Source organism: Pseudomonas granadensis (genome assembly GCF_900105485.1).
Classification (GTDB): Bacteria; Pseudomonadota; Gammaproteobacteria; order Pseudomonadales; family Pseudomonadaceae; genus Aquipseudomonas; species Aquipseudomonas granadensis.
The window spans coordinates 1,481,687-1,504,943 of the sequence record NZ_LT629778.1 but is presented as its reverse complement, the minus strand read 5'-3'; the positions used below and the strand labels follow the sequence as shown (position 1 = coordinate 1,504,943).

18 protein-coding genes and 4 tRNA genes are annotated in these 23,257 nt (G+C 59.8%); 10 read left to right on the top strand and 12 right to left on the bottom strand.

What is annotated here, in order from left to right; genetic code table 11:
* Positions 1 to 251 precede the first annotated feature (251 nt).
* A complete protein-coding gene (locus BLU52_RS06735; RefSeq protein ID WP_007919751.1) occupies positions 252 to 968 on the bottom strand; it encodes an FKBP-type peptidyl-prolyl cis-trans isomerase in 717 nt (238 codons plus the stop codon).
* Positions 969 to 1,237: 269 nt separating this feature from the next.
* On the opposite strand from BLU52_RS06735, the gene BLU52_RS06730 reads away from it, so the two are divergent.
* Positions 1,238 to 3,046 (top strand): di-heme-cytochrome C peroxidase, encoded by a 1,809-nt coding sequence (locus BLU52_RS06730; protein ID WP_090282464.1) that lies wholly within the window; start codon positions 1,238 to 1,240, stop codon positions 3,044 to 3,046.
* 26 nt (positions 3,047 to 3,072) lie between these two features.
* Positions 3,073 to 4,206 (top strand): catalase, encoded by a 1,134-nt coding sequence (locus tag BLU52_RS06725; protein ID WP_197677975.1) that lies wholly within the window; start codon positions 3,073 to 3,075, stop codon positions 4,204 to 4,206.
* Positions 4,207 to 4,308: 102 nt separating this feature from the next.
* Here the strand turns inward: BLU52_RS06725 and BLU52_RS06720 are convergent.
* From BLU52_RS06720 to BLU52_RS06705, 4 genes are all read right to left on the bottom strand, one after another.
* Positions 4,309 to 4,385: transfer RNA gene (locus tag BLU52_RS06720), tRNA-Asp, on the bottom strand.
* Positions 4,386 to 4,404: 19 nt separating this feature from the next.
* Positions 4,405 to 4,480, bottom strand: a tRNA-Val gene (locus BLU52_RS06715).
* Positions 4,481 to 4,670: 190 nt separating this feature from the next.
* A tRNA-Asp gene (locus BLU52_RS06710) sits at positions 4,671 to 4,747 on the bottom strand.
* A 19-nt stretch (positions 4,748 to 4,766) separates the two neighbouring features.
* Positions 4,767 to 4,842 (bottom strand) — tRNA-Val (locus BLU52_RS06705).
* Positions 4,843 to 5,001: 159 nt separating this feature from the next.
* Here BLU52_RS06705 and rdgC point away from each other — a divergent pair.
* The 3 genes from rdgC to sugE all read left to right on the top strand — a co-directional run bounded on the left by rdgC (position 5,002) and on the right by sugE (position 7,472).
* Positions 5,002 to 5,922, top strand: a complete 921-nt coding sequence (gene rdgC, locus BLU52_RS06700; RefSeq protein WP_090282462.1) for a recombination-associated protein RdgC — start codon at positions 5,002 to 5,004, stop codon at positions 5,920 to 5,922.
* Between the two features lie 149 nt (positions 5,923 to 6,071).
* On the top strand, positions 6,072 to 7,037 hold the full coding sequence (locus tag BLU52_RS06695) for a bile acid:sodium symporter family protein (protein ID WP_090282461.1): 966 nt from the start codon (positions 6,072 to 6,074) through the stop codon (positions 7,035 to 7,037).
* Between the two features lie 120 nt (positions 7,038 to 7,157).
* A complete protein-coding gene (sugE, locus tag BLU52_RS06690; protein ID WP_090282460.1) occupies positions 7,158 to 7,472 on the top strand; it encodes a quaternary ammonium compound efflux SMR transporter SugE in 315 nt (104 codons plus the stop codon).
* A 98-nt stretch (positions 7,473 to 7,570) separates the two neighbouring features.
* Here the strand turns inward: sugE and BLU52_RS06685 are convergent, their stop codons facing one another.
* The 4 genes from BLU52_RS06685 to BLU52_RS06670 form a co-directional block, all read right to left on the bottom strand.
* On the bottom strand, positions 7,571 to 9,442 hold the full coding sequence (locus tag BLU52_RS06685) for an MFS transporter (protein ID WP_090282459.1): 1,872 nt from the start codon (positions 9,440 to 9,442) through the stop codon (positions 7,571 to 7,573).
* Between the two features lie 99 nt (positions 9,443 to 9,541).
* Positions 9,542 to 10,693, bottom strand: a complete 1,152-nt coding sequence (locus tag BLU52_RS06680) for a TDT family transporter (protein ID WP_090282458.1) — start codon at positions 10,691 to 10,693, stop codon at positions 9,542 to 9,544.
* 104 nt (positions 10,694 to 10,797) lie between these two features.
* Positions 10,798 to 11,109: a cupin domain-containing protein gene (locus BLU52_RS06675; RefSeq protein ID WP_090282457.1), complete on the bottom strand. Its 312-nt coding sequence runs from the start codon at positions 11,107 to 11,109 to the stop codon at positions 10,798 to 10,800.
* Between the two features lie 51 nt (positions 11,110 to 11,160).
* Positions 11,161 to 12,348, bottom strand: a complete 1,188-nt coding sequence (locus tag BLU52_RS06670) for an MFS transporter (protein WP_090282456.1) — start codon at positions 12,346 to 12,348, stop codon at positions 11,161 to 11,163.
* Between the two features lie 91 nt (positions 12,349 to 12,439).
* On the opposite strand from BLU52_RS06670, the gene BLU52_RS06665 reads away from it, so the two are divergent.
* Positions 12,440 to 12,982 carry a TetR/AcrR family transcriptional regulator gene (locus tag BLU52_RS06665; protein ID WP_090282455.1) on the top strand — a complete coding sequence of 181 codons (543 nt, stop codon included), beginning with the start codon at positions 12,440 to 12,442 and terminating at the stop codon, positions 12,980 to 12,982.
* A gap of 247 nt (positions 12,983 to 13,229) precedes the next feature.
* Positions 13,230 to 16,700 carry a hybrid sensor histidine kinase/response regulator gene (locus tag BLU52_RS06660; protein ID WP_090282454.1) on the top strand — a complete coding sequence of 1,157 codons (3,471 nt, stop codon included), beginning with the start codon at positions 13,230 to 13,232 and terminating at the stop codon, positions 16,698 to 16,700.
* A gap of 633 nt (positions 16,701 to 17,333) precedes the next feature.
* Here the strand turns inward: BLU52_RS06660 and rmuC are convergent.
* Entirely contained in the window at positions 17,334 to 18,698 is a 1,365-nt protein-coding gene (rmuC, locus tag BLU52_RS06655; protein WP_167359924.1) for a DNA recombination protein RmuC, read from the bottom strand.
* Between the two features lie 175 nt (positions 18,699 to 18,873).
* Complete coding sequence (locus BLU52_RS06650; RefSeq protein ID WP_090282452.1) at positions 18,874 to 19,197, bottom strand: SEL1-like repeat protein; 324 nt, start codon at positions 19,195 to 19,197, stop codon at positions 18,874 to 18,876.
* A 963-nt stretch (positions 19,198 to 20,160) separates the two neighbouring features.
* Here BLU52_RS06650 and BLU52_RS06640 point away from each other — a divergent pair.
* From BLU52_RS06640 to BLU52_RS06630, 3 genes are all read left to right on the top strand, one after another.
* Positions 20,161 to 20,385 (top strand): hypothetical protein, encoded by a 225-nt coding sequence (locus tag BLU52_RS06640; protein WP_090282451.1) that lies wholly within the window; start codon positions 20,161 to 20,163, stop codon positions 20,383 to 20,385.
* 274 nt (positions 20,386 to 20,659) lie between these two features.
* On the top strand, positions 20,660 to 21,142 hold the full coding sequence (locus BLU52_RS06635; protein WP_090282450.1) for a hypothetical protein: 483 nt from the start codon (positions 20,660 to 20,662) through the stop codon (positions 21,140 to 21,142).
* A gap of 146 nt (positions 21,143 to 21,288) precedes the next feature.
* Positions 21,289 to 22,560 carry an OmpP1/FadL family transporter gene (locus tag BLU52_RS06630; RefSeq protein ID WP_090282449.1) on the top strand — a complete coding sequence of 424 codons (1,272 nt, stop codon included), beginning with the start codon at positions 21,289 to 21,291 and terminating at the stop codon, positions 22,558 to 22,560.
* A 100-nt stretch (positions 22,561 to 22,660) separates the two neighbouring features.
* On the opposite strand, the gene BLU52_RS06625 is transcribed toward BLU52_RS06630, so the two are convergent.
* Positions 22,661 to 23,221, bottom strand: coding sequence for a glutathione peroxidase (locus BLU52_RS06625; RefSeq protein ID WP_090282448.1), 561 nt, complete (start codon positions 23,219 to 23,221; stop codon positions 22,661 to 22,663).
* Positions 23,222 to 23,257: the final 36 nt, after the last annotated feature.

Below are 23,257 nucleotides of genomic sequence, written 5' to 3'. Positions count from 1 at the left end.
CCTTGTGAACAGAGCTGCATTTCAGCGCTGAAAGCCCCGTTTCATAAGGGCTGCGCTCAGATCGGGCGTTTTTTACTCACACAAAAAACCCCAATATTTCATTGACTTGGCTGCTCAGGGCGGCTAGCACGGGCAGCCTCAATGGCTATGACTGTGCCAAGCGGCATCGGTTCGTTCTGTTTACCCTTGCCGGGGTCCAGATGCAACAACGCCCCGCATAAGCGAGGCGTTGTTGTTGAAGCTTTTACCAATTACTTGGCAGCGGCAGCTTCTTTGGCTGGATCCTTGATGGCCAGCAGTTCGAGGTCGAAGACCAGAACCGAGTTGGCCGGGATTGCCGGGCTTGGCGATTGTGCGCCGTAAGCCAGATCGCTAGGGATGTACAGTTTGTACTTCTCGCCAACGTGCATCAATTGCAGACCTTCGACCCAACCCGGGATCACGCCGCTCACCGGCAGATCGATCGGGCTGCCGCGCTCGACGGAGCTGTCGAACACGGTGCCGTTGGTCAGCTTGCCGGTGTAGTGAACGGTCACTACGTCAGTTGGCTTGGGCTGCGGGCCATCGGCCTTCTTCACCACTTCATACTGCAGACCCGAAGCGGTCGTCGTCACGCCGGCCTTCTTGCCGTTTTCTTCGAGGAATTTCTTGCCGGCCGCTGCCGACTCTTCGCTCATCTTGGCCATGCGCTCTTCGGCACGCTTTTGCAGCGCAGCGAAGGCTTCGACCAGCTCTTCATCTTTCAGCTTCTGTTCTTTCTTGCCGACGGCATCTTCGATGCCCTGGGCTACCGCTTTGGAGTCCAGGTCGTCCATGCCTTCCTGAGCCAGGCTTTTGCCCATGTTCAGGCCGATGCCGTAGGAAGCTTTCTGCGCCGGGGTTTTCAGCTCTACGCTGGTCTGCGAGTCACAACCCGCGAGTACCAGGCTAACCAGGGCTACCGCCGCCGCCAACCGATGCTGTTTCATGCTATTTCCTTGTTCATGCGCCGAATGGGCAATCGAGTAAAGCCGCGAGCTTATCAGGCCGCCACGACCAATGGCTACCGGCATGAGAGCAGCAAACTTGCGATAAGTTCAGGGACTGAAACGCATTGGGCGCGCGCGAGGATGAAGCTTCTGTCATCTGCTTCCCAGAGCGACTGTTAAACCGGATCGCAGCATCTGGCGTAATGGCCACTTGCCGCATGGGGTTCAGCTCAGGCATAACAGCGCAATAATTGACAAGGAAGTTTATCTTGCGCCTCTTATTCCGTGTGCTGACCCTGATCGTCGTACTGCTGGGCCTCGTTCTGGCCGTGGTGCTGTATTACGTCGCCAATCCGAAATTGCCTTTCTACACGCCCGCCGAGCAAGTGCATTACCTTGATCAGTGGAGCGAGCAGGACCGGCAAACCTATTACTTCACGCCACAGGGCACGCAGGTCAAAGGCCTGCGCTACGAATGGTTCCAGGCACTCGAGCTGCCCTTCTCGCAGCAGCGCTTCGCCTCGCCCGAGTACCTCGCACGCTTCGGCTTCCTGCTCGATCCGCAGCAGAAAGCCACGCCGAACAATCCCGGCAACCTGCCCGTCGGTTTTGCTCGGCACCAGAATCCTGGCAGTGGCGAGCATTATCTGGACATTACTTGCGCCGCCTGCCACACCGGTGAACTGCGCTTCAAAGGTCAGGCGGTGCGGATCGACGGCGGCGCGGCACAGCACGTGCTGCCCTCCAGCGTTCCTACGCTGCGCGGTGGCAGTTTCGGACAGGCATTGGTAGCCAGTCTGACCTCGACTTACTACAACCCGTGGAAATTCGAACGTTTCGCCAGAAACGTATTGGGCGATGCCTATGATGCGCGCCAGCAACAATTGCGCAAGGACTTCAAAACTTCGCTGGACACCTTCCTCAAGGTGGCCTGGAACGATACTCATCGCGGCCTCTATCCAACCGAAGAAGGCCCTGGACGCACCGACGCGTTCGGGCGGATCGCCAACGCCACGTTTGGCGATGCGATCTCCGCGCGCAACTATCGCGTGGCCGATGCGCCGGTGGATTACCCGCAACTGTGGGACATGTGGACGTTCGACTGGGTGCAGTGGAACGGCTCGGCGCAACAGCCGATGGCGCGCAATATCGGCGAGGCGCTGGGCGTCGGCGCCACGCTGAATTTTTTCGACAGCAACGGCCAACCGCTGCAAGGCGATGCGCGCTACGCCTCCAGCGTGCGCGTGCGTGATCTGCACACCATCGAAGAAACCCTGCAAAGACTCCGCCCGCCCGCCTGGCCAGAGGCGCTGTTCGGTGCCATCGACAAGCCGCTGGCCGCGAAGGGCCGCGCATTGTTTACCGAGAATTGCGCCGGTTGCCATGTGCCGCCGCAGACTCAGGAAGGCGAGCGCTGGGTGCAAAGTCTGCATATGTTGCCGGTCGCGGTGATCGGTACCGATCCCAATGCCGCCAACAACATTGCCAGCCACCGTTTTGACCTGAGCGCGTTGCAATGGGATCTGAAAGAGCTGCAAACGATGGACGTCAAACTGCACCCGACGCCCACGGAACCGCTAGACCTCAGCCAGTTGTCAGTGGCCAAAGGATTGGCGTACGTCACCGCTTTTGTCGAGAACCGCGCCTATCGGGAAGCCAACGTCACGCCGCGGGAGAAACCGCAACTGGACGGTTTCGGCCTGCCGATCGGCGTACGGGAAAAAGTCGCTTATAAGGCGCGGCCGCTAGCCGGGGTCTGGGCTACAGCGCCGTTTCTGCACAACGGTTCGGTGCCGAGTATTTATCAGTTGCTGTCGCCGCAGGATGAGCGCGCCACCACCTTCTATAAAGGCAGCTTCGAATACGATCCGCGCCATCTGGGTTATCGCACCGAAGCCTTTACCAATGGCTTCCTGTTCGATACGCGCCTCAGCGGCAACCACAACAGCGGTCACGAATTCCGGGCCGGCGAGCGCGGCAACGGTGTGATTGGCCGGTTGTTGCAGCCGGAAGAACGCTGGGCCTTGCTGGAATACCTGAAAGTGCTCGGCGGCCCACTGGAGGCGCAACTGCCATGATCTCGACCTTCAAAAAAGAACTGCCATTGTTGGCGCGGATCTGGCTGCGCATCGGCCGATGGCTCGGCAAACTGTTGCTGATCGTGCTCGCCATCGGCCTGCTCGGCTGGGCCATTGCCAGCGCCTGGTTCGCCTGGCAGTACCGCGGCCCGGTGTCGGCGCTCGAGCAGATTCCGCTCGGCGAAGCGGCGCTGACGCAAAGCGTGATCCAGACCGCCGTGCGTATCGTCGATCAGCATCGCGAACCGACGCGCTATCTGCGTGATGCGCACGCCAAGGCTCACGGTTGTGTAAAAGCGCAGGTGCAGGTTTTGCCGGATCTCGAGCAATCCCTGCGTCAAGGCGTGTTCAGAGAGCCGGGCAAAACCTGGCAGGCGCTGATCCGGCTGTCGAACGGCAATGCCTATCCGCAGTTCGACAGCATCCGCGACGCCCGCGGCATGGCGATCAAACTGCTCGATGTTCCGGGTAAACAGTTGCTCGGCAACCGCCAGGCTTCGCCGGAACAGGATTTCGTCATGTTCAGCCACCCGAATTTCTTTGTCAGCGATGTCGCCGAGTACCGGCAGAATGTCGCGGCGCAGGCCGATGGCAAAAAAGTCATGGCGTTCTTCCCTGCCTGGGATCCGCGCACCTGGCAGGTTCGCCATTTGTTTATTGCGCTGGCAACCTTGGCACCGCCACCGGACAGCCCGACCGAGACGACGTATTTTTCGGTATCGCCGTATAAATTTGGCGAGGCCAACGCAAAGTTTCGCGTCGCGCCGGACCCGGACAATTGCCCGGCCTATACATTGCCAAAGCAAAACCACGATCTGCCGAATTTCCTGCGCAGTGCTTTGACTCAGCAATTGTCGACCGACCGCGTGCCGGCCTGCTTCGTTTTGCAGATCCAGCGTCAGGATGCCAACAAGTTCATGCCGATCGAGGACACCAGCATTGAATGGCGCGAGAAGGATTCGCCCTTCGAAACCGTCGCGCGGATCACTTTGCCGCCGCAGGATTTCGACACCCCGGCGCTGAATCTGCAATGCGACAACCTGTCGTTCAACCCGTGGTTCGGCATTGAAGCGCATCGCCCGATCGGGGGCATCAACCGCCTGCGCAAAGCGGTGTACGAGGCCGTCAGCGACTATCGTCATCAACGCAACGGCGAGTGAGGAGCGCGCGCAGCGCTGAATTCGCAAACGCCAGACAGCAAAAAGCCCGCACAAGGCGGGCTTTCCGGTGCATCTGGCGTTCAGTGTTCCAGATGCCAAATATGGCGCAGCGGACGGGACTCGAACCCGCGACCCCCGGCGTGACAGGCCGGTATTCTAACCGACTGAACTACCGCTGCGCGAAACGCTTGAAACGAATGGTGGGTGATGACGGGATCGAACCGCCGACATTCTGCTTGTAAGGCAGACGCTCTCCCAGCTGAGCTAATCACCCTTCGCTTCGTTACGGGGCGCATTATGCCACAAGTTTTCGTAATGTGTTGATTTAATTGAAGTTTTTTTCAAATAAATCCGAAACCGGTGAAACCATGCATCCCGCGGGTACAACCTTGGGGCAGAAAAAAGCCCGCTTCAGCGGGCTTTTCCGTGGTGACCTGGCGTTCAGTGTTCCAGGTTACCGAATATGGCGCAGCGGACGGGACTCGAACCCGCGACCCCCGGCGTGACAGGCCGGTATTCTAACCGACTGAACTACCGCTGCGCTAAACACTTGAAACGAATGGTGGGTGATGACGGGATCGAACCGCCGACATTCTGCTTGTAAGGCAGACGCTCTCCCAGCTGAGCTAATCACCCTTCGCTTCGGTGTGGCGCGCATTCTACGGAGCGACCCCACCTCTGGCAAGCACTTTTTTAAATAATTTTCCGAGGCCTTCCAAAGGCTTAGAGAAGGGTTGGCCTATGCCACGGCGAAGACAATAATGCCCCCCTTTGTATAAAGGAGAGACTCACCCCATGTGGTTCAAGAACCTGCTTATCTATCGCCTGACCCAAGACCTGCCTGTCGATGCCGAGGCGCTGGAAACTGCACTGGCCACCAAACTGGCGCGTCCATGTGCAAGCCAGGAGTTGACCACCTACGGTTTCGTCGCGCCGTTCGGCAAAGGCGAAGACGCGCCACTGGTGCATGTCAGCGGTGACTTCCTGCTGATTGCTGCGCGTAAGGAAGAACGCATTCTGCCGGGCAGCGTCGTGCGTGACGCGGTCAAGGAAAAGGTCGAAGAGATCGAAGCCGAGCAGATGCGCAAGGTCTATAAAAAGGAACGCGACCAGATCAAGGATGAAATCATCCAGGCCTTCCTGCCGCGCGCCTTCATTCGTCGCTCGTCGACCTTTGCTGCCGTCGCGCCGAAACAGGGGCTGATCCTGGTCAACTCGGCCAGCCCGAAACGCGCCGAAGACTTGTTGTCGACCCTGCGTGAAGTGATCGGCACCCTGCCCGTGCGTCCGTTGACCGTGAAAATGGCACCGACCGCCGTGATGACCGATTGGGTCACCACGCAAAAAGCCGCCGACGACTTCTATGTACTGGACGAGTGCGAACTGCGCGACACCCACGAAGACGGTGGCATCGTGCGGTGCAAGCGTCAGGACCTGACCAGCGAAGAAATCCAGCTGCACCTGAGCACCGGCAAAGTGGTCACCCAGTTGTCGCTGGCCTGGCAGGACAAGTTGTCGTTCATGCTCGACGACAAGATGACCGTCAAGCGCCTGAAGTTCGAAGACCTGCTGCAGGATCAGGCGGAACAGGACGGCGGCGACGAAGCCCTCGGCCAACTGGACGCGAGCTTCACCCTGATGATGCTGACCTTCGGCGACTTCCTGCCGGCACTGGTGGAAGCGCTGGGCGGGGAAGAGACTCCGCAGGGGATCTAAAAACCTTGTGATGTGCAAATTGCAGGAGTGAGCCTGCTCGCGATAGCGGTGTTTCAGTCAACGGCGATGTTGAATGTGCTACTGCAATCGCGAGCAGGCTCACTCCTACAGGGGTTTTGTGGTGTTCATTGAATAATAAGGACCAGGCCATGCGCGCACTGGCTGCACTCAGCCGTTTCGTCGGCAATACCTTCGCTTACTGGGTTCTGATTTTTGCCGTGATCGCGTTTCTGCAGCCGGCGTGGTTCCTCGGACTGAAAAGCGCCATCGTGCCGCTGCTGGGGCTGGTGATGTTCGGCATGGGCCTGACCCTCAAACTCGACGACTTCGCTGCCGTCGCCCGCCATCCGTGGCGGGTGGCACTGGGCGTGGTTGCGCATTTCGTGATCATGCCCGGCGTGGCGTGGTTGCTCTGCCAGGTGTTCAATCTGCCACCGGAAATCGCCGTCGGCGTGATTCTGGTCGGCTGCTGCCCGAGCGGCACGTCGTCCAATGTAATGACCTGGCTGGCGCGCGGTGATCTGGCGTTGTCGGTGGCCATCGCCGCCGTCACCACCCTCCTCGCTCCGCTGCTGACCCCGGCGCTGATCTGGCTGCTGGCTTCGGCGTGGCTACCGGTGTCGTTCATGGAGTTGTTCTGGTCGATCCTGCAAGTGGTGCTGCTGCCGATCGTGCTTGGCGTGGTGGCCCAGCGCGTATTGGGGGACAAGGTTCGCCATGCGGTCGACGTGCTGCCACTGGTCTCGGTGGTCAGCATCGTGATCATCGTCACGGCGGTGGTCGCGGCCAGTCAGGCAAAAATCGCCGAGTCGGGCCTGCTGATCATGGCGGTGGTGATGCTGCACAACAGCTTCGGTTACCTGCTCGGCTACTTCACCGGGCGCCTGTTCAAATTGCCATTGGCGCAGCGCAAGTCGCTGGCGCTGGAAGTCGGCATGCAGAATTCGGGTCTCGGCGCCGCGCTGGCCAGCGCGCACTTTTCGCCATTGGCGGCAGTGCCGAGTGCATTGTTCAGCGTCTGGCACAATATTTCCGGCGCACTGCTGTCGACATACTTCCGCCGGATGAGTGAAAAGGCAGATCGCCAGACAGCGGCGCAACAAGCGGCCGACTGAAGACCCAAACTTGATCCCCGGGTTAATGCTCGGCAGACTGTTGCGCAACGCGGGGACGACCCTGCGGCTCGCTCGAGTCATTAATCTGGGGACGACCCCGTCAATCGATGGAGGTCTCGCATGTCCTGGATCATTCTGTTTTTCGCCGGCCTGTTCGAGGTTGGCTGGGCCGTCGGCCTGAAATACACCGACGGCTTCACCCGCCCGTTACCCACCGTACTGACCATTGCAGCCATGGCCGTGAGCCTTGGCCTGCTGGGGTTGGCGGTAAAGGATTTGCCGTTGGGTACGGCCTATGCGATCTGGACCGGTGTCGGTGCGGTCGGCACGGTGATCGCCGGGATCATACTGTTTGGCGAATCGATGGCGTTGATTCGGTTGGCGAGTGTAGCGTTGATCGTGACCGGGTTGATTGGCCTTAAGGTCAGCGCTTAGGCCACTACCGCTATCGCGAGCAGGCTCACTCCTACAAGGGGAACGCATTCCAACTGTAGGAGTGAGCCTGCTCGCGATGACGCCGGCACAACCAACGACTATCTGACGGATCCGCGCAACTCCCCGACCAACACCTGCAACTTCGCCGGCTCCGCCCCTTCGGTAATCGCCGAACCCGCCACCAGCGTCACCCGCGACCACAACCGGCGAAAAAAGCCCTTGCTCGGATCGCGACTGAAGAAACTCCCCCACAACCCCTGCAACGCCAACGGAATCACCGGCACTGGTGTTTCTTCGAGAATCCGCGTCAGCCCGCCGCGGAATTCATTGATCTCGCCATCGGCGGTCAACTTGCCTTCCGGAAAGATGCACACCAACTCGCCATCCTTCAGATATTGCGCAATACGGCTGAAGGCCTTTTCGTAGATTTGAATGTCTTCCTGGCGCCCCGCAATAGGAATCGCGCCCGCGGTGCGGAAGATAAAGTTCAGCACCGGCAGGTTGTAGATCTTGTAGTACATGACAAAACGAATCGGCCTGCGCACCGCGCCGCCGATCAGCAAGGCATCGACAAACGATACGTGGTTGCACACCAGCAATGCCGCGCCTTCATCGGGAATCGCTTCAAGGTTGCGGTGCTCGACGCGGTACATTGAATGGCTGAGCAGCCAGATCATGAAACGCATGCTGAATTCGGGCACGATCTTGAAGATGTAGGCGTTGACGCCGATGTTCAGCAGCGACACGATCAGGAACAGCTGCGGAATCGACAGCTTGGCCACGCTCAACAAAACGATCGAAACAATCGCCGAAACCACCATAAACAGCGCGTTGAGTATGTTGTTCGCGGCAATCACCCGCGCCCGCTCGTTCTCGGCGGTGCGCGACTGGATCAGTGCGTACAGCGGCACGATATAAAAGCCGCCGAATAGGCCCAGGCCAAGGATGTCGATCAGCACCGCCCAGGTGTGAACGAAGCCGAGCACTTCAATCCAGCTATGGCCGCTGACGCTGTCGGGAATTCCGCCGGAATGCCACCACAGCAGCAGGCCGAACACCGTCAGGCCGAACGAGCCGAACGGCACCAGTCCGATCTCGACCTTGCGCCCGGACAGCTTCTCGCAAAGCATTGAACCCAGTGCAATGCCCACCGAAAACACAGTGAGGATCAGGGTGACCACGGTCTCATCGCCGTGCATCCACTCCTTGGCGTAGGCCGGAATCTGCGTCAGGTAAATCGCCCCGACAAACCAGAACCACGAGTTGCCGACGATCGAGCGCGACACGGCGGGCGTCTGGCCCAGACCGAGTTTCAGCGTCGCCCAGGACTGGCTGAAGATGTTCCAGTTCAAACGCATTTCGGGGGTGGACGCAGCAGCGCGGGGAATACTGCGGCTGGCCAGATAACCCAGCACGGCAATGCCTACGATGGCGGCAGACACCACCGGCGCATAGTGTTCTGAGGACATCATGATCCCGGCACCAATAGTCCCGGCGAGAATCGCCAGAAACGTGCCCATTTCCACCAGACCGTTGCCACCGACCAGCTCATCGTCACGTAGCGCCTGCGGCAGAATCGAATACTTCACCGGCCCGAACAGCGCCGAATGGGTGCCCATGGCGAACAGCGCCACCAGCATCAGCGATAAATGATCGAAGAGAAAACCGATTGATCCTACGGCCATGATCGCGATTTCCGCGAGTTTGATCAGGCGGATCAGTGCGTCCTTGGCGAACTTTTCGCCAAACTGCCCGGCCAGTGCCGAGAACAGGAAAAACGGCAGGATAAACAACAGCGCACACAGGTTGACCCAGATCGATCGGTCACCCTCGATGGTCAGCCGGTAGAGGATCGCGAGAATCAACGACTGTTTGAACACGTTGTCGTTGAACGCACCGAGCGACTGCGTAATGAAGAACGGCAGGAAGCGCCGGGTGCGCAGCAGGTTGAACTGTGAGGGGTGACTCATCTTCCGTGTTTCCCTGATGTTTAAGGTAGCGAGGCCTGGATACTGCTTATTGGAATCTCGAACCGCGTTCCAGGCCACACCTTACCTAAACTTTTCAGGTTATTGCTTCAAACCTGCGATGCAAGGCGAGACAAACAGCTCGCCACGCCAGGCACCCTGCACGGTGCGCTTGCCGACGATCAGCCACATCAGCGCCAGCAACATCACCAGCGCCGTGCCGACGACGCTGAAAAATGCCAGGTTCAGGGTGCTCGCCAGTTTCAGGGTGGCCAACGAATACACGCCCAGCGGGAACGTAAATCCCCACCAGCCGAGGTTGAACGGGATGCCATCGCGCAGGTAGCGCACGGTGATCAGCAGGGCCATCAACATCCACCAAAGGCCAAAGCCCCACAGCGTGATACCGGCCACCAGCCCGACCCCCGCCGCGATTTCACCGATGCCCGGCAAACCGTTGGCAGCAAAAATCAGCGGCGCATCGCCGCCCAGCAGCAGCATGCCCAGCGCCCCGGTGCCGATCGGCCCGAGCGCCAGCCAGCTCGACGCGGCCATGTTTTCATGGGGCAGTTTATGCAGCGCCATGCGCAGCAGCAGAATGGTCAGAATGCTGAACGCCACGGGTAGGGAAAATGCCCAGAGGACGTAGCTTGTGGTCAGCACCACCAGTTGCGCGTGAGCATCGGTGAGGTGCGGCGCAAGCAGGCCACCACTGGCCGCGGCCACTTCCGCAGCGACCACCGGCAACAGCCACACCGCCGTCATCTGGTCGATGCTGTGCTCCTGGCGGGTAAACATCATGTAGGGAATCAACACCCCGCAAGCGAGCGACATTGCCACGTCAATCCACCACAGCACTTCGGCCAGATCAATCACGCCCTCGCCCCAGCGCGGCAGACCGAAGACGAGAAAGCCATTGATGATCGTCGCCAGCCCCATCGGAATCGTGCCGAAGAACATCGACACGGTGGAGTGGCCGAAAATCCGCCGGGCTTCGTCGAAAAACAGGATCCAGCGTGCGGCGTAGGCAACGGTAAACAGCGCGAACAACAGGATGTTGAACAACCACAGTGCTTCAGCTACGGCGCGCAGGCCGGGGACGGCAAACGGTAGTTGCGCCAGCGCCAACGCCAGTACACCGGTGCCCATGGTTGCGGCGAACCAGTTGGGAGTGAACTGACGAATCACTTCACGCGGGTGCTGAAGCTGGCTGAACGGCTTGAGGCCGGGTTTGGCGGTTTGTGGGCAAATCATCATGAACTCCTGTCCTCTGGTGAGGTTGAGTTCATGGTAGAACCGAATCGAATATCTATATAACGGGTAATATCTCTAACTGTTATCTGTTTTGCCGATATGGATCAAACGCTGCCTTCGTTTTCGATCACCAGAATCCGCGCCTCGCCTTGCGGATGGGCGACATGCTCGGTGCCCACGGAGGCGTAAAAGATGTCACCGACGGCGAGCTGCACCTGTTTTTCTTCGCCCTGTTCGCGGTAATGCATCGTCACTTGACCATCGAGCACTACGAACACTTCCTCGCCATCGTTAACGTGCCACTTGTATGGTTGATCAGTCCAGTGCAGGCGCGTGGTGATGCCGTTCATGCTGGCAATGTCCAGCGCGCCCCAGGCGCGGTCGGCGGTGAAGGCTTTGCTGCGGATAATCTTCATGATCGGTCCGTGAGAAGAATGGTCAAGGCAGGCTAACCGAAACCTCGAGGATTATGGAGCGCTGCACATTTTGGCAGACGATGAACGCAAGCTGAGCAGCAGTGCAGCGACAGCCAGGATGTTCAGCACGGCGCCGTAACCATCCGTGGCCAGCACTAGCCCGTAACTATGAGAAAAATGCCCGGCAAGCAGCGCCGGCAAACAGAACGCCAGATAACTGAGCACGTAATACGCTGCCATCAACCCGGCGCGCTCATGTGGCAAGGCCAGCGGCACCAGGCTGCGCACGGCGCCGAGAAACCCCGAACCAAAACCACAACCGGCCACCAGCGTGCCGAAGAAAAACCACGGCAGGCTGGCGCTGTGCACGCCCAGCAGAATCAAGATCACACCCACCGGCAGCAGGCTGGCGCCTGAACGCAGCGCTTGCGATGCCGGACGCTGACGCATGATAAAAATCATCATCGCGCCGGTCACGGTCAATACGGCTACCGTTGCGCCGCCGATCAGATTTGACGTCGACCCGGTCGCGGTGCGCACCAGCGATGGCGCGAGAGAGGCGTAAAACCCGCCAAGCGCCCACGTGGCTGTGTTCAGCGGCAAGACCCGCCACAAGGTCGACCGGGCTTGCATCGGCACATGCAAAGTCGGCCGCAAAGAAGCCCACGCCCCTGCCTGCGGGGTGACGCTTTCGGGCAACCGCCAGACATACACGCCCTGCAAGACAAACAGCGCCAGCAACAACCAGTACGTCAGTTGCAACGGTGCCGGCGCAAATTCGGCGAGCACGCCACAGCCCAGTCCGCCCAGCGCCATGCCCAGCAACGGTGCCACGCTGTTGATCAGCGGGCCGTGCTGGCGATCGGTATCGAGCAATGTCGCGCTTAATACCGCGGTGGCCATGCCAGTGGCGAAACCTTGCAGCACGCGTGCGCTGATCAGCCATTCCACGCTGCTGGCGCAAATAAACAAAAGCATCGCCAAAGCATTGAGCGCCACCGCCGCGAAAATCACGGGTTTGCGGCCGAGGTGATCCGACAGCGAACCCACGGTCAATAACGCCACAAGCAGACTGAGCGCATACACGGCAAAGATCAGCGTCAGCACCGTCGCGGAAAATTGCAGCTGCTCCTGATACAGGTGATACAGCGGGGTTGGCGCTGTAGAGGCGGCGAGAAAACTCAGTAAGGTGATCGCCAGAAACCACAGGCTGGATCGATTGGACGCAAGGCTGGACATGGGCACACTCCGCAAAAGCTAATTCTTTGCTTTTGCGGAGTGTGCTACTGCCTCGCGCTTAAAGCAAATTCTTTGTGTTAAGGTCTGCGCCATGGCTATTAAAGAAGGTTTACGCCCCGGCGGCCGCAGTGCCCGGGTGCAAGAGTCGGTTCATTCGGCTGTCCGCGCGCTCCTCGCAGAACAGGAGCGCTCTACCGTGACCGTTCCGCAAATTGCCGCGCGCGCGGGAGTTACCCCCTCGACGATCTATCGCCGCTGGGGCGATCTGGCGGCGTTGCTCGCCGACGTCGCCCTCGCCCGCCTGCGCCCGGACAGCGAACCGGCCGACACCGGCAGTTTGCGCGGCGATGTTCGTGCCTGGGCCGAGCAATATCTTGATGAGATGAGTTCGGAGATCGGGCGCAACATGATGCGCGACGTGCAGGCGAGCGCGACGCCGGGCTATTGCGTGACGATTATCGGTGCACAGTTGCAGACCATCGTTGACCGTTATCCCGATGAACCGGCGCCGAGTGTCGATCGGCTGATCAATCTGGTGGTGGCGCCGGTGGTGTTCCGGATTCTGTTTTCGGCGGCGTCGCTGGAAATTGAAGAACTGCACAGGTTGATTGATATCGCATTGCACCAGGATTGACGCCTTCGCTGGCAAGCCAGCTCCCACAGGGATCGCCAGCGAGCACAAACAGGGTGGGCACCATAAATCATGTGGGAGCTGGCTTGCCAGCGATGAGGCCCGCCTGGTCACCCGAGAAACCCGGCGGTTGCACACCTGCGACACCCCGCCACGCCACGACCATGGTCGACACTGACTAACCGCCGCGCGCATGCCAGACTGTCCGCCCGGGCAGGAGTGCCCGGGCGTCTTTTGTCGGGAGTGTTGCATGTCGCTGTCCACCGGGCTGATCGCCGTCGTCGCCCTGGCCTATATGGCCATCATGTTCGCCATCGCCTTTTACGGCGACCGTCGCAGCACGCCGTTGCCGCCGCGTGTGCGTGCCTGGGTGTACAGCCTGTCGCTGGCGGTTTACTGCACGAGCTGGACGTTTTTCGGCGCGGTCGGTCAGGCGGCGGAACAGTTGTGGTCATTTCTGCCGATCTACCTCGGGCCGATCCTGTTGCTGGTCGGCGCGCCGTGGGTCCTGCAAAAAATGGTGATGATCAGCAAACAGGAGAACATCACCTCCATCGCTGACTTCATCGCCGCGCGCTACGGCAAATCGCAATCGCTGGCGGTGGTCGTCGCGTTGATTTGTCTGGTCGGCGTGCTGCCTTATATTGCCCTGCAACTCAAAGGCATTGTTCTCGGCGTGAACCTGTTGATCGGCGCCGGCGCCGACGCAATGGGCACGCGCGCTCAGGACACCGCGCTGATCGTCTCGCTGGTGCTGGCGCTGTTCACCATCGTCTTCGGTACGCGCAACCTCGATGCCACCGAGCACCACCGCGGCATGGTGCTGGCGATTGCCTTCGAATCGCTGGTGAAGCTGTTCGCGTTTCTCGCCGTCGGCGCCTTCGTCACGTATGGCCTGTACGACGGTTTCGATGACCTGTTCAATCAAGCGATGCTCGCGCCGCGCCTCGAGCAATACTGGAAAGAGACGATCAACTGGCCGTCGATGGTGGTGCAGACCGGCGTGGCGATGATGGCGATCATCTGCCTGCCGCGGCAGTTTCACGTCACCGTGGTGGAAAACATCGATCCGCAGGATTTGCGCCTGGCCAAATGGGTGTTTCCGGCCTACCTCGCCCTCGCTGCGCTGTTTGTAGTCCCGATCGCTCTGGCCGGTCAGATGATGCTGCCCAGTGACGTGCTGCCCGACTCCTTCGTGATCAGCCTGCCATTGGCCCAGGCGCATCCGGCGCTGGCGATGCTGGCGTTTATCGGCGGCGCGTCGGCGGCCACCGGTATGGTGATCGTCGCCAGCGTAGCGCTGTCGACCATGGTCTCCAACGACATGCTCCTGCCGTGGCTGCTGCGACGCAACAATGCCGAGCGGCCGTTCGAGGTGTTCCGTCAGTGGATGCTGTCGGTGCGCCGCGTGAGCATCGTGGTCATTCTGTTGCTGGCTTACGTCAGCTATCGCTTGCTCGGTTCCACCGCAAGCCTGGCAACCATCGGCCAGATCGCTTTCGCTGCGGTGACGCAACTGGCCCCGGCCATGCTCGGCGCGCTGTACTGGAAGCAGGCCAACCGCCGCGGCGTGTTTGCCGGCCTCGCCGCGGGCACATTCCTCTGGTTCTACACGCTGGTCCTGCCGATTGCCGCGCACAGCCTCGGTTGGTCGCTGAACAGTTTTCCGGGGCTGGCATGGCTGCACAGCAACCCGCTGAACCTGCCGATCAGCCCACTGACCCAGGGCGTGGTGCTGTCGCTGGCCGGCAACTTCACCCTGTTTGCCTGGGTCTCGGTGCTGTCGCGCACGCGAGTGTCGGAACACTGGCAGGCCGGACGTTTCATCGGCCAGGAGATCAGCGCAAGGCCAAGTGCGCGCTCGATGCTGGCGGTGCAGATCGACGATCTGCTGCAACTGGCCGCGCGCTTCGTCGGTGAAGAACGTGCGCGGCAGAGCTTTATTCGTTTCGCCTACCGCCAAGGCAAAGGTTTTAACCCGAACCAGAATGCCGACAGTGAATGGATCGCACACACCGAGCGTTTGCTCGCCGGTGTACTCGGCGCTTCTTCAACGCGTGCGGTGGTAAAAGCTGCCATCGAAGGTCGGGAGATGCAGTTGGAGGACGTCGTGCGCATCGCTGACGAAGCCTCCGAAGTGCTTCAATTCAACCGTGCCCTGCTGCAAGGCGCGATTGAAAACATCACCCAGGGCATCAGCGTGGTCGACCAGTCGCTGAAACTGGTGGCGTGGAATCGCCGCTATCTGGAGCTGTTCAATTACCCCGACGGCTTGATCAGCGTTGGCCGGCCGATTGCCGACATCATTCGCTACAACGCCGAGCGCGGTTTGTGTGGCCCCGGCGAAGCGGAAGTCCACGTTGCGCGGCGCCTGCACTGGATGCGTCAGGGCCGCGCGCACACTTCCGAGCGGCTGTTCCCCAACGGCCGGGTGATCGAGTTGATCGGCAATCCAATGCCCGGCGGCGGCTTCGTCATGAGTTTCACCGACATTACCGCGTTCCGCGAAGCCGAACAGGCGCTGACCGAGGCCAACGAAGGGCTGGAGCAACGGGTCAGCGAACGTACCCAGGAACTGTCGCAGCTCAACCTTGCGCTGACGGCGGCCAAAGGCACCGCCGAAGCGGCCAGCCAGTCGAAAACCCGCTTTCTGGCGGCGGTCAGTCATGACCTGATGCAACCGCTCAATGCTGCCCGCCTGTTTTCCGCCGCTCTCTCCCATCAAAGCGAAGGCTTGAGCAGCGACGCGCAAAAACTGGTGCAGCACCTCGACAGCTCGTTGCGTTCGGCCGAAGACCTGATCATCGATCTGCTGGATATTTCTCGACTGGAAAACGGCAAGATCAACCCCGACCGCAAGCCCTTTGCGCTCAACGAACTGTTTGACATTCTCGGCGCCGAGTTCAAGGCCCTGGCGCAGGAACAGGGGCTGACCTTCCGCGTGCGCAGCAGTCATTTGCGTATCGACAGCGACATCAAGTTGCTGCGGCGGATTCTGCAGAACTTCCTCACCAACGCGTTCCGCTACGCCAAAGGCCCGGTATTGCTCGGCGCGCGCCGACGCGGCGGTGAACTGTGTCTGGAAGTCTGGGATCGCGGGCCAGGCATTCCCGAGGACAAACAGCAGGTGATTTTCGAGGAATTCAAACGCCTCGACAGCCACCAGACCCGCGCCGAAAAAGGCCTCGGCCTCGGCCTGGCGATCGCCGACGGTTTATGCCGCGTGCTCGGCCATACCCTACGCGTGCGTTCATGGCCGGGGCGCGGCAGCGTATTCAGCGTCAGCGTACCGCTCGCGAGTTCACAAACCGCGCCGGCCAGCGCCACCGCCGAAATCAATGGCAAATTGCTCAGCGGCGCGCAGGTGCTGTGCATCGACAATGAAGACAGCATCCTGATCGGCATGAACAGCCTGTTGAGCCGCTGGGGCTGCGAGGTCTGGACCGCGCGCAATCGCGAGGAATGTGCGGCGCTGCTCAGCGAAGGCATCCGCCCGCAACTGGCGCTGGTCGACTATCACCTCGACCACGGCGACACAGGCACCGAACTGATGGCATGGCTGCGCACGCGCCTGGGCGAACCGGTGCCGGGGGTCGTGATCAGCGCTGACGGACGCCCGGAAATGGTTGCTCAAGTGCATGCCGCGGGCCTGGATTACTTGGCCAAACCGGTGAAACCGGCAGCGTTGCGGGCGTTGTTGAGCCGGTATTTGCCGTTGTAGGCGGTGACCACCACAAAGAAAAAATCAAAAGCCCCTCACCCTAGCCCTCTCCCGAAGGGAGAGGGAACTGACCGCAATGATGGAAGACGTACGCCAACATGAAATACCGAGTCGAATGCAAAATTTGAAAAGCCCAAAAATCGGCTCCCTCTCCAGGGGGAGAGGGCTGGGGTGAGGGGCGAATCCACCGAAGATCTCAAGCCATGCGGCGCTTCTCACCACTCAACAATGAGCGTTAGCTCGCGTGCTCTTGATCTTGCCTGACCAGCGACGTCGGAAGGCTGAGTGGAGGGATTGATCCGGGCGTGGGAGCGCAGCGACCGTCTGGCGCAGCCAGACACAGCGGAAGGAGGTGCAGCGAAGCAAACCGTAGCCGCTGGGCGCCCGGAGCGATCCCGCAGCGAAGGAACCCGAGCCTGCGAGGGCCGTACGTAGGAGCAAGCGTTTTGGGTTACCTTTTTGGCGTTTGAAAAAGGTGACTCGCCGTAAGGGCGAAACCGTCAGCCGCAACACCCGAAGCAACGGATATGTACCCAAACCCAAAAAGCTCAGCGCCTGAAAAAAAGCCATCGCCAGCAGGCTGGCTCCCACAGGGAAAGCCTTCCAAAGCGAGCCTGCACGAAGCTCCAAACGTCAGTCCGGCAATTCAACCAGCCCATCAACATCCGTCATCGCCCGCTCCAGCAAATCAGCCGGCAGACTCTTGCTCGCCCGCGCCCCCAGCAACTTCAACTGCTCACTGCGACTGACCAGATTGCCCCGCCCTTCCGTGAGCTTGTTACGCGCCGAACTGTAAGCCTTGTCCAACTGCTGCAAGCGATTGCCCACCTCGTCCAGATCCTGAATGAACAACACGAACTTGTCATACAGCCACCCCGCACGCTCAGCGATTTCCCGGGCATTCTGACTCTGGCGCTCCTGCTTCCAGAGGCTGTCAATCACCCGTAACGTGGCAAGCAAGGTGGTCGGACTGACAATCACGATATTGCGGTCAAACGCCTCCTGGAACAGCGTCGGCTCGGCCTGCAACGCTGCCGAGAACGCCGCCTCGATCGGCACGAACAGCAAAACGAAATCGAGGCTGTGCAGCCCCTCCAGACGCTTGTAATCCTTGCCGGCCAGGCCCTTGACGTGATTGCGCAGCGACAGCACGTGCTGCTTGATCGCGATCTGCCCGAGGGTGTCATCGTCGGCGGCCACGTATTGCTGGTAGGCGGTAAGGCTGACCTTGGAGTCGACCACCACCTGCTTGTCGCCAGGCAAGTAAATGATCACGTCCGGCTGGAAGCGCTCGCCGTCCGGGCCTTTGAGATTGACCTGGGTCTGGTACTCACGGCCCTTCTCCAGACCCGCGTGCTCAAGCACCCGCTCCAGAATCAGTTCGCCCCAGTTGCCCTGGGTCTTCTGGCCTTTGAGGGCACGGGTGAGATTGGTCGCCTCGTCGCTAAGGCGCAGGTTCAGCGCCTGCAAACGTTCGAGTTCCTTGGCCAGGGAAAAGCGCTCACGGGCCTCGGCCTGATAACTCTCCTCGACGCGTTTTTCGAAGGACTGAATGCGTTCCTTCAGCGGATCGAGCAACTGGCCGAGCCGTTGCTGACTGGTTTCGGCGAAGCGCTGTTCGCGCTCATCGAAAATCTTCCCGGCCAGCTCGGCAAACTGCGCGCGCAGTTCATCGCGCGAGCCTTGCAGGTCGTTGAGGCGTTGTTGATGGCTTTCCTGTTGCTCACGCAGCTCGGCATTCAGCGACGCGGCTTGGGCGTCGAGGCGACGCAGTTCGGCTTCCTTGTTGGCGCGTTCGAGGTTCCAGGCGTGGGCGGCGTCGCGAGCATCGTCGCGCTCGATCTGCAGCAGTTCGACTTCGCGACGCAGGGCCGCCAGCTCAGCCTGTTTTGCAGCGTTGGCCTGGCCAAGATCGGCGACTTCATCGCGACTGGCCTCGAGCTGCGCATTGAGGCCGTCCTGGGCCAGTTGCGCCATGGCCAGCCGTTCTTCCAGCAAGGCCTGCGCGGCTTGCCCGCTGCTCGCCCGGCGTTGCAGCTGCCAGGCAAGAGCCAACAAGGGCAGCCCTGCCGCTGCGAGACCGAGCAATATGCTGGTCAAGTCCATAGCCATAGCGACTCCTGCCGGTCCGATAAAGCCTGAAGGTTAACCAAGGTGTCAGGTCTTGGACAGCTCAGTCTTCGAGCTGGCCGAGTTCCCTTTGTGCACGACGGTCGCCGGCGCGGGCGGCCTGGCGCAGCAGCTCCTGGCCAATGCGTCGATCGCGTGCGTTACCGCACTCGCGGCACATCAACTGACCGAGGCGGCTTTGCGCCGTGACCACGCCTTCGCGCGCCGGTTGCTTGAGCAGGCGGCCGGCGAGGTGCTTGGCGTTATGGCTGGCGCTCAGGCGCGGGCTGTCGAGCAGCCATTCCGCAACACGTACGGAAAATCGCTTGGGCGGGGTAACAGCAGGAAGGTCTGAGGTAACAGAGTCTGATACTGAGCGAAACTTCATAAAGCACTGCGGGACGAATCGGAAGGCGCGCCACTCTACTCTTTTTTTCTTACAGGTAAAGTCTAAAAACAACCCGGCACGCCCGTGCTAGAGCAAGCGCTCGGGACAATCCACAGAAGCTGTGGATAACTCAGTGGACAACCGTCCTGCAACTCGCGCAAAGCCTTATGGAACGGGGCTCGCAGTCAAACTGACGATTTTTTCACCAACAAAAAAAAGCGATGTTTTTCATTGACTTAAACTTTCGATGCAGGCAGCCACCGGTGTCAGGATTGATATGACAGTGCTGTGACAGGCCGCGCAACTAATGTGCACAAGTACCTGTTACCCGGTTATATCGGTGCGCTTTTTCGGGTCGTTTCGGCTGTTGATCCGCAGATAAGCCGCTTGCCAGCGCGGTTGATCAACGTAACCTCGCCGACCGACGGTCGAAAAATGCCCGTTTACGGGCGGCCACGTTTTCACGTCAAGCAAACCCTGTGCTGGACTGCAATGTTTTTTTCGCCGGCCATTTGCTTTAGCGATTTCGATCCGTTACTATCCGCGGCGTTAGTACCAAGCTGAAAGTCAATTCCGGTCGAACACATCCCCACGGTCAGCCTCTTGTGAAGAAGCTCAACCGAAAAAAGCGGGAACGACCCCTCGATGGTTTCCAGGTAAATCTTGCGCCAACACAGCCTTCCACTGATGCGAAGGGTGTTGCGAAGAACACTTACTCTGACCGAACCAACCTGCAAATTGATCAGGATCTTCACCCTGGGCCCAGAACCTCTGCCCTCGTTGTGATGCCTGTCCTCCTAAGTACCTACCTGCCAGCCCAAAGCGCGCCAACTTAATAGCGCTGCAAACTGGCTGCTTTGTTCCAGTCGGGTTCTTCGTTCGATCAATGGTGATCGACGTTACTGGAACGTTTTAACGTTGCACGGTTCTTAACCGTGTCATTTGTAGGAACACCTAATAACTATGTCTACTCAAATCCACACTCAGGATGCCATTCGCACCCTAACCAACGCTTTTGCCCCCATGAACTGCATGATCATGGCCGCTCGCAAAGGCTGCTTCAGCTTCACCGTGGTCAATGAACACGGGATCGCTCGCCACAGCGAGCGTCTGTGCCCCGATCAGTACTCCAGCGCCGAACCGCTGCAGGCCGTGATCGATCGTACACGTCAGGCGTTGATCGCCTGAGAGCCGAAAAGGCTGCAAAAGCACAAGCCCTGCATGAAAATGCGGGGCTTTTTATTGCCCGACGTTTCTCTTTTTACGCCTCGATCCTAAGTACCAACTGATATAACGGTTATAACTCGGAGCCGAAAAGAATTTAAAAACAGGCCTTTACGTCGCGAATATGACACTACACTTCAACTCGGGCGACATGATTCGCTCACGGCGAGCCTGAACCGATCCACTGCTGCCAAGCCTCCTTCAGGACTCGCCACCCATTACGAGAACCGAGGGATTTATGGGTATCGCTGCCAGTGAACTGTGTCGATATGTGATTCGCCCCACGCTGATCTATCTGGGCCGTCACTGCGCCACTGCCGAATCACTGCTGCTGGGCATCGCCGCCAGCCAGTCAGCCCTCGGATCCGCCCTGCACGACCGACGTGGCCACGGCCTCTACCGCATCGCCGAGCAGCGCCATCAAGCGCTCTGGGATGACTACCTGGCGCTCGACCCGGAGCGTGCCAGCCTGGTACGCGGCCTCGCCAGTCAGCATGCATTTCTCAGCGGTCCACATGTCGAATTGACCGTCAATCTGCGTTACGCCACTGCCATCGCCTGGCTGCTGGTTGAAGAGCAAAACCCCACCCTCCCCGCCCCTAACGATCTTTTGGCCATGGCGCGCATCTGGCGTCAGACCTTCCAGCCCCAGGGTCGCCTGCGCGACTTCACATTTGCCTGGCAAACCTGTGTTTCACCGCTGAAGCAGGTCGCCTGCTGACCGAGCGGTTTTGCAAGTTCTCGCAACAGGCCGCCATTCTGGTCGGATTGTCCTACAAAACCGCTCTAAATCAAGGCATACGGGCTATAGCGCTGCGGCGAAAATGTTGGTAATTTTCGCCCCGGTGATCACCAGGAGTTCTAATAATGAAAAAAGTCATGCTCAAAACCACCCTTAGCCTCGCCGTTACCCTTGCCTCCACCCAGATTTTCGCGGCAGGTTTTGCCCTTAACGAACAAAGCATCAGCGGGATGGGGACGGGTTTTGCCGGGCGATCTTCTTCTGCCGACGACGCAAGCACTGTTTATGGCAACCCGGCCGGCATGTCGCGCATCAAGCGCGAACAAGTCACCGGCGGTGTAGCCCTGGTTGACGCACATACCGATATCAGCGACGCCAGCTCCAGCCCCAACCGTGGCAGCAACGACGGTGACATGGTGCCTCTCACCGCCGTGCCGATGGGCTTTTATGTCAAGCCGATCGACGATCACTGGGCATTCGGTCTGGGCGTGTACGTGCCGTTCGGCCTGATCACCGATTACGAAAACGGCTTTGCCGGCCGTTACTTCGGCAGCAAGTCCGAAGTGCAGGTCATCACCTTCCAGCCAACCGTCAGCTACGCCTTCAACGACAAGGTGTCGATCGGTTTCGGTCCGACCATCAACCGCATCGACGGCTCGCTGGAATCGAACCTGTCGATCACCCAGGCGCTGCCGGACGGTAAGGTCAAGATCAAGGGTGACGATACCGCGCTGGGCTACAACATCGGCGTGCTGGTACAAGCCACCGACACCACCCGCGTGGGCCTGACCTACCACTCCAAGGTCGATTACAAGCTCGAAGGCGACACCAAGGTCAAGTACGGCGCACTGGCGCTGGCAGGTCTGGGCGCCAACCAGAAATACGACGCTTCGTTGAAGATCACCACCCCGGAATCCGTGGACCTGTCGGTCACCCAGGCGATCAATGATCGCTGGAACGTCTACGCCGGCACCACCTGGACCCGCTGGAGCCAACTGGACAAGATCACCGTGAAGAACTCCGGGGTGCAGCCGCTGCTGGCCGGCCAGTTCGGTTCGATCAACGAAGACCAGAACTGGCACGACACCTGGGCTTACGCTGTGGGCACGTCGTATCAGTTGAACAAGGAATGGGTGTTGCGTACCGGCCTGACCTTCGACCAGTCGCCGACCAACAACGAAGACCGCTCGCCACGTATCCCGACCGGCGACCGGACCATCTTCAGCGTCGGTGCCGGCTGGAGCCCGACCGACGACCTGACCATCGACGTTGCCTACTCGTACCTGAAGGAAGAGTCGGTCAATATCCGCAACGAAAACAACCGTGGCCAGAGCTACGACTCCAAGTATGAAAACTCGGCGAACGGTTTCGGTGTCGGCGCGACGTACCGCTTCTGATGCACGCTGGCGAGGTTGATCCCTCGCCCACGAAAAAGCCCCACTCTCTTGTCAGAGGCGGGGCTTTTTCATGCAGATCCAAATGTGGGAACAGGGTGAGTCAGTTGGCCAACGGCTTCGAGGCAATCGCCTTCTCGATCGCCGCAATGAACTCCGGATCATCCGGCTTGGTCAGGCTGGAGAAACTGGCGACGACCTTGCCCTGACGATCGACCACGTATTTATAGAAATTCCATTTCGGCGCATTGCTCTGCGCGGCCAGCACTTGAAACAGGTGCGTGGCATCGTCGCCGCGGACCTTTTGCGGTTCGGTCATGTTGAAGGTGACGCCGTAATTGGCGTAACAGACCTTGGCGGTTTCCGCGCTGTCCTTGGATTCCTGCTTGAAGTCGTTGGACGGCACGCCGAGCATTTCCAGGCCCTGCGGCTTGAAGCGCTGATTGACCGCTTCAAGGCCTTCGAACTGCGGCGCGAAACCGCAGAAGCTGGCCGTGTTGACCACCACCAGCGGCTTGTCCGCGTATTGCTTGCACAGATCGATGGATTCCTTGGCCCGCAGCTTGGGCAGCGAGCCCTGAAGCAGCTCCGGGCAATCCGCGGCCTGGACGAGGCCAGTGATTGCCAGCAGCAATGCGGGAACAGCACACCAACGCATCAACATGTTGAACATCCTTGAGCAGTTGTCAGGCCTCGACGT

Bases quoted from the DNA above. Each gene is read 5' to 3' on its own strand.
- BLU52_RS06635 (WP_090282450.1), top strand. From the start codon at position 20,660: ATGGGTATCGCTGCCAGTGAACTGTGTCGATATGTGATTCGCCCCACG.
- BLU52_RS06685 (WP_090282459.1), bottom strand. From the start codon at position 9,442: ATGAGTCACCCCTCACAGTTCAACCTGCTGCGCACCCGGCGCTTCCTG.
- BLU52_RS06695 (WP_090282461.1), top strand. From the start codon at position 6,072: ATGCGCGCACTGGCTGCACTCAGCCGTTTCGTCGGCAATACCTTCGCT.
- BLU52_RS06670 (WP_090282456.1), bottom strand. From the start codon at position 12,348: ATGTCCAGCCTTGCGTCCAATCGATCCAGCCTGTGGTTTCTGGCGATC.
- BLU52_RS06660 (WP_090282454.1), top strand. From the start codon at position 13,230: ATGTCGCTGTCCACCGGGCTGATCGCCGTCGTCGCCCTGGCCTATATG.
- BLU52_RS06650 (WP_090282452.1), bottom strand. From the start codon at position 19,197: ATGAAGTTTCGCTCAGTATCAGACTCTGTTACCTCAGACCTTCCTGCT.
- BLU52_RS06625 (WP_090282448.1), bottom strand. From the start codon at position 23,221: ATGTTGATGCGTTGGTGTGCTGTTCCCGCATTGCTGCTGGCAATCACT.
- rdgC (WP_090282462.1), top strand. From the start codon at position 5,002: ATGTGGTTCAAGAACCTGCTTATCTATCGCCTGACCCAAGACCTGCCT.
- BLU52_RS06630 (WP_090282449.1), top strand. From the start codon at position 21,289: ATGAAAAAAGTCATGCTCAAAACCACCCTTAGCCTCGCCGTTACCCTT.
- BLU52_RS06665 (WP_090282455.1), top strand. From the start codon at position 12,440: ATGGCTATTAAAGAAGGTTTACGCCCCGGCGGCCGCAGTGCCCGGGTG.
- BLU52_RS06675 (WP_090282457.1), bottom strand. From the start codon at position 11,109: ATGAAGATTATCCGCAGCAAAGCCTTCACCGCCGACCGCGCCTGGGGC.
- BLU52_RS06735 (WP_007919751.1), bottom strand. From the start codon at position 968: ATGAAACAGCATCGGTTGGCGGCGGCGGTAGCCCTGGTTAGCCTGGTA.
- sugE (WP_090282460.1), top strand. From the start codon at position 7,158: ATGTCCTGGATCATTCTGTTTTTCGCCGGCCTGTTCGAGGTTGGCTGG.
- BLU52_RS06640 (WP_090282451.1), top strand. From the start codon at position 20,161: ATGTCTACTCAAATCCACACTCAGGATGCCATTCGCACCCTAACCAAC.
- BLU52_RS06680 (WP_090282458.1), bottom strand. From the start codon at position 10,693: ATGATTTGCCCACAAACCGCCAAACCCGGCCTCAAGCCGTTCAGCCAG.